The organism is Caulobacter sp. HMWF025 (assembly GCF_003060965.1).
Lineage (GTDB): Bacteria > Pseudomonadota > Alphaproteobacteria > Caulobacterales > Caulobacteraceae > Caulobacter.
In genome coordinates this window covers 38,392-46,930 of the sequence record NZ_QAII01000010.1, presented here as the reverse complement: position 1 = coordinate 46,930, position 8,539 = coordinate 38,392, and the positions used below count along the sequence as shown (strand labels likewise).

Genomic DNA, 8,539 nt, shown 5'->3' with positions numbered 1-8,539 from the left:
GTCCGGTCCGGCAACTATTCGCTGGGCGTCAACATGCTGCTCGGTCTCGTGAAGAAGGCCGCTGCCGTTCTGCCCGCACAGGACTGGGACATCGAGGTCTTTGAAGGCCATCACCGCCGCAAGATCGACGCCCCGTCCGGCACCGCCCTGATGCTGGGCGAAGCGGCGGCTGAAGGTCGGGGCGTTGTCCTGGCCGAGGTCGAAGACCGCGTCCGCGACGGCGTGACCGGGCCGCGTCGCGAAGGGGCGATCGGCTTTTCGGTTCTGCGCGGCGGCGGAATCATCGGCGAGCACAGCGTGATCTTCGCCGGCGAGGAAGAGATCCTGACCCTGTCCCATTCGGCGCGTGACCGGGGCCTGTTTGCCCGCGGGGCCGTGGCGGCGGCGATTTGGGCAGTCGGCAAGCCGCCGGGCCTCTACGACATGCAGGATGTTCTGGGCTTTCGCGACTGATCGCCACCCTCTAGACATGGGCAGAGCCGGGGGGCTTGCCGCTAGACCTTGGACCTGATGGCCGAACCGAAGCCCGATCCTGCGACCCGGAGCCCTGACCCCCAGTCCCGTCCGGAGCCTGCCCGGCCCCGTCAGGACCGGCTGGTGCAGATCGGGCTGGAAACGGTGTCCCTGTCGATGCTGACCCTGATCTCTGCCGGCCTGCTGGTCTATGGTGGTCGGCGCGAGATCAGTCGGGAGCTTGCCGAGGCCTGGCTGCAGCAGCGCGGCATTGATGCGTCGATCAGGGTCGATGACCTCGACGCCAGCGGCTTTACCGGTTCGATCCGCCTGGGATCCCGGTCCGATCCGGACTTCGCGGCCGATCGTATCGAGGTGGCCTATGATCTGCGTGCGCCCTGGTCGGGCGGCGGTTTTGCGTTGCAGACCGAGGCCATACGGCTGGTCAGACCGCGCCTGAAGGCCAGGCTGACGCCCTCGGGGCTGAGTTTCGGCAGGCTCCAGCCGCTGATCGACGAGGCCCTGAAGTCACCCACGACCAGCCGGGCGCGGGGGCCGTCTGTCCTGATCGAGAATGCACGGCTTGATCTGGCGACGCCGGGCGGCCGGGCCCGACTGACGGGCGATGCCAGCCTCGACGACGGCAAGCTTCTGCGGCTCGACGGACGGCTGGCCCCGCTGCGCTATGACACGCCCGATCTGGTCGCCGAGGTCCAGGGCGCGTTGGTCTCGGCGCGCAAGCGCGGCGACAGACTGTCAGTCCTGGTGCGGTTCGACCTTGCCGACCTGGTCCGGCAGGATCTGGAGCTGGAAGACACCCAGGGGCAGATCGATGCCGATCTCGCCTATCCCGACCTGGCCAGGCTGTCGGCCGATGGACCGGCCGAGCTGCAGCTGGCGTTTCGGGCCGGTGACCTTCGGCTCGGGGAAACCCATGCCACCCGCTCGGCCGGTGCCCTGACCCTGACCGGACAGATGACGGGTGTCCTGACCTCCTTGCAGTTCGAGGGCCGGGCCCAGGGGCGCGCAACCGGCGAAAGTCTTGAAACCCCGGCCCTGCAGGGGCGTGGACTGCATCTGGATCTGGACCTCTCGCGTCTCGCAGTCGGGCGAACGGCGAACCTGTCCGGTCAGGTGGCCGGGTCTGCCGCTGTGGCTTTTGACGAGGCCCTGGCGGGCGGCGCGGCGCTGCGGGCGGTGTCAGGTCAGATCCGCACGCCGGGCCTGATGCTGTCCACGGAGGGCGATAGCCGGATTGCCGGGCCCTTTGCGATCCAGCTCGGGGCCGGACGGGTGGCGCGCGGTGCCCTTGCCCTCACCAGCCTGGCGGTCGACGGACAGGGTCGGGTCGATGGATCACCGCTCCGGCCACGCCTTGACCTGCAGGCCTCGGTGGTGGCCGACAGCGGCATTTCAGAGCCGGATGCCCGCCGACTGGCGACGTCCCTGCCCAATCCTGACTACGTCCGGGCCGCGACGGCGGCGCTTCAGACCTTTGAGCTGCGGGCACCGGCTCTCAAACTCCAGGTCAGCGACGGCCGGAGCCTTCTAACCCTGCCGACCCCGCTCAGCCTGACGGCCGCAAACGGGGCCCGGGCCCAGCTGACGGCCCCCGGCGGCCCGTTGCTGGAGGCGTCCGGTGGCAGCATGCGCGGTGCGCTTTCAGTTCAGCTTTCGGGCGGGGGTTTACCGGACCTGCAGCTGCAGGCCCCGGCCTGGGCGATGGACGGGTCGACCCTGACTTCACGTCTTGTGATCAGCGGCAAAGGTGTCGACCTGCCGCCGCTGGAGGATCTTGAAGGCCGGATCCAGGGCGTGGCGACCGCGACCGCCGGCACCGTGCGGTTCATCCTCGACGGCTGCACGCCGCTGACAGCAAGGCGCATGCTCGTGGGGGAAACTCCTCTGAGCGGCCAGTCGTTGAGCCTGTGTCCCGCAGCCTCACCCCTTTTCGCCTCGACAGCGACGGGCTGGACGGCTTCCGCCGGGTTCAGGGATCTCAGTTCCGGACTGGACGAAGCCCAGGCCAAGATCTCCGGGGTGTCGGGTCGTCTGTCCGCCGCCGGAACCTCGGGCCTCGACCAGGCCCAGGTGACGATCGAGCAAGGCAGTCTGGTGGATGCGGCTGAAACCCGACGCTTCAATCCGGTCCGCACGGTGGGACGGCTGGAGCTGTCAGGCGGGATCTGGACGGGCGCGATCGAAGCGACGACCCCGAACGACCAGTCCCTGGGCCGTATCACCCTGCGCCACGACGTTGCCCGGGCCCGAGGCCGGGCCGAGCTGGACGCCTCGCGTCTTGTGTTTGCCAAGGACGGTGGCCTGCAACCGGCCGACCTGTCGCCGATGGCCGCCTTTGCCCGCAACGCTTCCGGGCCGGCCGCCTTTACCGGCACTTTTGTCTGGGATGCCGACGGTATGACCAGCAGGGGCCGTCTTGTTGCGGATGGCATCGACTTCACCAGCCCGATCGGTTTCGTCGCCAGCCTGAACGGGACCATCGACTTTACCAGCCTCGCTCCCCTGGCCAGCGCGCCCGACCAGAGCCTGAAGATCACGCGGGTCGACGCGATCGTGCCGTTGCAGGCGTTTTCGGCCCTGTTCGCGGTCGGGGCTGAGGCCCTGCACGTCTCGTCGGCCGCCTTTGAGGCCGCCAAGGGCAGGGTTTCGATCGAACCCGTCGATGTCGCCTTTGATCCCGACAAGCCGATCCGGGGTGTCATCGTGATCGAGCATCTGGACCTGGGCGAGCTGATCGCCGCCTCTTCGCTCGTGGAAAAGGTTCAACTGGATGCGGTGGTTGATGGTCGCCTGCCCTTCGAACTGAGCGCCAGGGGCTTTCGCCTTCTGAAGGGCCAGGTCCGGGCCATCCGACCCGGACATCTGGCGATTTCCCGCGCGGCCCTGACGGGGGTCGAGGCCGGCGTCCAGGATCAGGACCGTGACAGTCCCGGCGCGCCGCCTGCGGCCCCCGCCCCGGTCAATGCCATCCAGGACTTTGCCTACCAGGCCATGGAGAACCTCGCGTTCGACACCCTGGAGGCCAGTGTCAACAGTACCGACGACGGGCGGTTGGCCATCCTGTTCCACATCAAGGGCGAGCATGACCCGAAGGTGGCCGAGAAGGCCCGCGTGGGTCTGCTGGACCTGATCCGCGGCAAGGCCTTCAACAAGCGGATCGCCCTGCCCGCCAGGACGCCGGTCGACCTGACCCTTGATACCTCGCTGAACTTTGATGAGCTTCTGGCCGCCTGGCGCAATGCCTACCGCGTTCAGACCGAGACCGGTGCGCGTTCAGCCCCGGTTCAGCCGTGAGTCCTCACCTTTCCCCCCGAACTGGAGACATCCGCATGAGAAAGCGCGCCCTTTTGACCGCCCTGATCGCGATGGGAGCGCTCGGAGCCTGCACCCCGACGATCCGCGTGAAGGTTGATCCGATCAATATCTACGCCAAGCTGGATGCTGACGTCCGGGTGCGGCTGGACAAGGAAGTCCAGACCCTGATCCAGCAAAACCCCAACCTCTTCTAAGGAAAGGATCCGACATGTTTCGCAAGACGATGACCGTTCTCGCCCTGGGCCTTTCCCTCGCAGCGACCGGCGCGACCCTGAGCTTTGCCCAGTCTCCAGGTGCCAAGGCTGCTGTCGACGCCGCCAAGGCGGCCGGCACGGTCGGTGAGCAGGCCGACGGCTATCTGGGCATTGTGTCCGGCGCCGACGCTGCGCTCCGGACCTCGGTGACCGAGATCAACACCGGCCGCGCTGCCGTCTACAAGGACATTGCCGCCCGGACCGGCGTAACGCCCGAAGCCGCCGGCCAGGCGACCGCCAAGCAGCTCTATGCCCGACTGGCCCCCGGCCAGTACTGGAAGCCGCTCGACGGCGGCTGGGTCAAGAAATAGCCGGTTAGGCTCCCGGCCCGACCGGGCGGGATGTCACTGGAAAGCGGGGGCGGCCTTGCCTAAAAGCAGCGCATGGCCGCCCCGCGCACATCGCTGACGCCCTATGCGGCCCTGCTCGGTGCGATCGTCACCCTGTGTGTCGGGACGACCTTCGCCAAGTCGCTGTTTCCGCATGTCGGGGCTGAGGGTACGACCGCCTATCGGGTCGGATTCTCGGCGCTGCTGCTGATGGGCTTCTGGCGGCCGTGGCGCTTTGCGCTGACGCGAGCGGATTTCATCCCCATCGTCCAGTACGGGGCGGTCATGGGGCTGATGAACCTCAGCTTCTACATGTCCATTCGGACAATCCCTCTGGGGCTGGCCATTGCCATCGAGTTCATGGGGCCACTGGGACTTGCTCTGTTCCATTCGCGAAAACCGATCCATTTCGTCTGGATCGCCCTGGCGGTCCTGGGCCTGGTCCTGATCCTTCCCCTGACGGCCGGAAGCCGGAGCCTGGATCCGACCGGGGTGGCCTTTGCCTGTGCTGCCGCCGTCTTCTGGGCGCTCTACATCGTGCTGGGCAAGCGCACGGCCCACCTGCATGCCGGCCGGACCGTCGCTCTGGGCATGACCGTCGCCGCCGTGATCGTGGTGCCCGTCGGCCTGGCCTCCGCCGGGACGACCCTGCTGCAGCCGGCGTTTCTGGGCCTCGGTCTGCTGGTGGCGGTGCTGTCGAGCGCCATTCCCTATTCGCTGGAAATGATCGCCATGCGCGGCATTCCCAAGCGCAGCTTCGGTGTCATGCTCAGTGCCGAACCGGCGGTGGGTGCCCTGGCCGGACTGGCCGTGCTGGGTGAGCATCTGACCCTGACCCAGGCCGTGGCCATCCTCGCCATTGTCGCCGCCTCAGCGGGAACCATCCTGACGGCATCGTCGTCAGAGTCCGACCACTGACGTTTCCTCGCTCAAGGCCGGCGAACGTTCTTCCACCCTATTAAGAATGATTATCATTGCGAGTCGCAAATCGCGTTGATAAGAACGCCTCGCAATATCAGGAGGGGCAAGATCGTCGCCCCGCTGGGGACAGGATGTCAGTATGCGTAATCCGAAGATTTCCGGGATCATCAGCCGGCCACGCAGCGCCCTCGGTGTGGCCGCCGTCGCGGGTCTGGCCGGTCTGACCCTCGGCTCGGGTCTGGCTCACGCGGCCCCCGAGACCGAAGCGGCGACGGTGACGGCACCGTCGGTCCTCGAAGGCAGCACCGAGGTCTCCGGTGTCGACGTGGTGGGCCAGCGGCGCCCGCGTCCCCAGTCGGAGAAGTTCAGCAAGCCCTTGGTCGACACGCCCAGGACGGTCAACATCATCACCAGCGACGCGTTGAACCAGCAGGCGATCAGCAGCCTGGCCGATGCATTCCGTACCGTCCCGGGGATCACGATGGAGTCGGGCGAAGGCGGCGCGCCGGCCGGCGATCGCCCCCGCATTCGCGGGATGGACTCGACGTCGGACATTTTCGTCGACGGCATCCGCGATGCCGGCGGCCAGTCGCGCGAGGTGTTCGCGCTCGACCAGATCGAGGTCATCAAGGGCCCGAGCTCGGCCTATACCGGGCGCGGATCGACCGGGGGCAGCGTCAATCTGGTGTCCAAGGTCGCCCGGGCCGACAGCTTCAGAGCAGCTTCCCTGACCCTGGGCGATGACGCCACCCGACGGGTAACCTTTGATCTTAATGAGGCGCTCACCGAGGGCACCGCCGTCCGCCTGAACGGCCTCTATCATGAGAACGAGGTCAATGGCCGCGATGCCGTCCACGGTGATCGCTGGGGCGTTGCCGCCTCCATCGGCTTTGGCCTGAACGGCCCCAGCCGCCTGACCCTCGACTACTACCGCATGGACAGCGATGAACTGCCTGACTACGGCCTGCCCTATGTGCGGACCATGGTCGGGGGCGTGGTCCATGGCACCCTGCTGACCGGCCACGACGACGCCTTCTATGGCCTGACGCGGCGGGACTTCCGCAAGACCGGTGCCGAGATCTCGACCCTGAGGTTCCAGCAGGAGCTGGGCGGCGGCTGGAAACTGTCGAACGCCGTCCGGTATGGCCGCACGACCAACGCCTATGTCGTCACCAACCCCGATGACAGTCGCGGCAATGTCGCCAACGGCTATGTCTATCGCTCGGCCAAGACCCGCAACACCCTGACGACGACCACGGCCAATGCCAACACCCTGACCGGCGCCTTCAGCACCGGCGGGCTGCGTCACACGGTGGCGCTCGGGACGGAATGGGCCGAGGAACAGACCCACAGTCAGGGCTATGTCCTGACCAGCCCCGGCCTGATCGCCGGCCTGGCCCCGGCCCTGGTCAGCGCCGCCTACAGCGCGACCAATCTCGCCTGCAGCAGCCCCGGCCGTCTGGGGGCGACCTATGGTTACAACTGCACGACGCTGGCCAATCCGAACCCGAATGACCCCTGGGTCGGCACGATCGCGCGGTCACCGACCTTTACCGCGACACGTGTGACCACCCGGGCGGTGTTTGCCTTCGATACCATCGATCTGAATGAGCAATGGCAGATCAATCTCGGGATCCGGCACGACGCCTATACCAACCGCTTCAGCGGCGGAACGATCACCGCCACCGGTGTGACACCGGCCGTACCCCTGCGCAATGAGGCCAGTTTCTGGAACTACCAGGCCGGGCTGGTCTTCAAGCCGGTCCCTGATGCCAGCCTCTATCTGTCCTACGGCAGCTCCTCCAACCCGTCCGGTGAAGGCGCGGGCGACGGCTCCAGCCTGGCGGCCACCACGGTCAATCTCGATCCCGAGCAGAACGACAGCTACGAGCTGGGCGGCAAGTGGAACACGCTGGGTGGCAAGCTGAACCTGACGGCGGCCCTGTTCCGAACCGACAAGACCAATGCCCGGGTGACCGACGCGCTCGGAATCATCGATCTGGTCGGCAATTCGCGGGTCCAGGGTCTGGAACTGGGGGCCGGTGGCCAGCTGACCCAGGCCTGGAGCGTGACGGCCGGCTACAGCTTCACCGACAGCGAGGTCATCGACGGCGGTTTCGTCTCGGGCGTGGCGTCGCCCAACAACGGCAAGGCCTTCCCCAACACGCCCCGGCACGCCTTCAGCGGCTGGACGTCCTACCGCATCACGCCGGCCTTCACGGTCGGCGGCGGGGCCTCCTACATGTCGAAGCGCTATGGCAATGCGGCCAATACCTTCGTCGTGCCGGACTACTGGCGTTACGACGCCATGGCCGGCTGGACAATCAACCGGACGCTCGACCTGCAGCTCAACCTGCAAAACCTGACCGACGAGCGCTATGCGGTGAAGCCCAATGCCAATCACATGGTCCAGATCGCGGCGGGTCGTACCGCCCTGGTCAGACTGAATGTCCGGTACTGAGACTCCCCTCTCGACCTGACATTGGCCCTGTCCGGCGAGCGCGCCGGACAGGGCTTTTATCCTTCAGGCCCAGGATCTCCGCCCATGATGCTGCATGTTCCGCAAGTCCTGACCAAGGCTGAGGTCGGTCACTGCCGAGCCCTGCTCGACGCAGCGGACTGGGTCGACGGCAACCTGACCTCGGGATTTCAGGCGGCCCTGGCCAAGCAGAACCAGCAATTGCCGCAGGAGAGCGAGGCCGCCCGAACGGTCGGAGACCTGATCCGCCAGGCCCTGGACGCCCATCCTCTGTTTGTATCCGCCGCCCTGCCCCACACCATGCTGTCGCCGATGTTCAACCGCTACGGCCCGGGCATGGGCTTTGGAAGCCATATCGACAATGCCATCCGCCGTGACCCGGTAACGGGCCGGCGTCTTCGGACCGACCTGTCGGCGACGCTCTTTCTTTCCGATCCGGAGGACTATGACGGCGGCGAGCTCGTGGTCGACGATCTCTATGGCAGCCATGCGGTCAAGCTGCCGGCCGGCGACCTGATCCTCTATCCGGCCAGCAGCCTGCACCAGGTCACGCCGGTCACCCGCGGGGTTCGCACTGCGAGCTTCTTCTGGATCCAGAGCCTGGTGCGGGAGGATGCCCGCCGCACCCTGCTGCTGGACATGGATGTGGCCATCCAGCGTCTCGCCCAGTCGGTGGGCGCGACCGACCCCTCGATCCTCGCCCTGACCGGCACCTATCACAATCTTCTGCGGCAGTGGTCGGAGGTCTGAAACCAGCCTTCGGCGAA

At 66.8% G+C, this 8,539-nt stretch carries 7 protein-coding genes; all 7 read left to right on the top strand.

The genetic code is table 11. From position 1 onward, the window contains the following. The coding region (dapB, locus tag DBR10_RS19560) for a 4-hydroxy-tetrahydrodipicolinate reductase (RefSeq protein ID WP_233243155.1) at positions 1–453 on the top strand (453 nt) is incomplete at its 5' end. Positions 454–510: 57 nt separating this feature from the next. Next, complete coding sequence (locus DBR10_RS01230) at positions 511–3,768, top strand: intermembrane phospholipid transport protein YdbH family protein (protein WP_199223553.1); 3,258 nt, start codon at positions 511–513, stop codon at positions 3,766–3,768. A 35-nt stretch (positions 3,769–3,803) separates the two neighbouring features. After that, positions 3,804–3,983 carry a YnbE family lipoprotein gene (locus DBR10_RS01225; RefSeq protein ID WP_108489247.1) on the top strand — a complete coding sequence of 60 codons (180 nt, stop codon included), beginning with the start codon at positions 3,804–3,806 and terminating at the stop codon, positions 3,981–3,983. A gap of 14 nt (positions 3,984–3,997) precedes the next feature. Then, positions 3,998–4,354 carry a YdbL family protein gene (locus DBR10_RS01220; RefSeq protein WP_108489246.1) on the top strand — a complete coding sequence of 119 codons (357 nt, stop codon included), beginning with the start codon at positions 3,998–4,000 and terminating at the stop codon, positions 4,352–4,354. A gap of 72 nt (positions 4,355–4,426) precedes the next feature. After that, positions 4,427–5,290: an EamA family transporter gene (locus DBR10_RS01215; protein WP_108505208.1), complete on the top strand. Its 864-nt coding sequence runs from the start codon at positions 4,427–4,429 to the stop codon at positions 5,288–5,290. Between the two features lie 142 nt (positions 5,291–5,432). Then, a complete protein-coding gene (locus DBR10_RS01210) occupies positions 5,433–7,754 on the top strand; it encodes a TonB-dependent receptor (RefSeq protein WP_108489180.1) in 2,322 nt (773 codons plus the stop codon). Between the two features lie 84 nt (positions 7,755–7,838). Further along, the gene (locus DBR10_RS01205; RefSeq protein ID WP_108489179.1) at positions 7,839–8,522 is read left to right on the top strand and encodes a Fe2+-dependent dioxygenase; all 684 of its coding nucleotides are present in this window, start codon (positions 7,839–7,841) and stop codon (positions 8,520–8,522) included. The last annotated feature ends 17 nt before the right edge of the window (positions 8,523–8,539 follow it).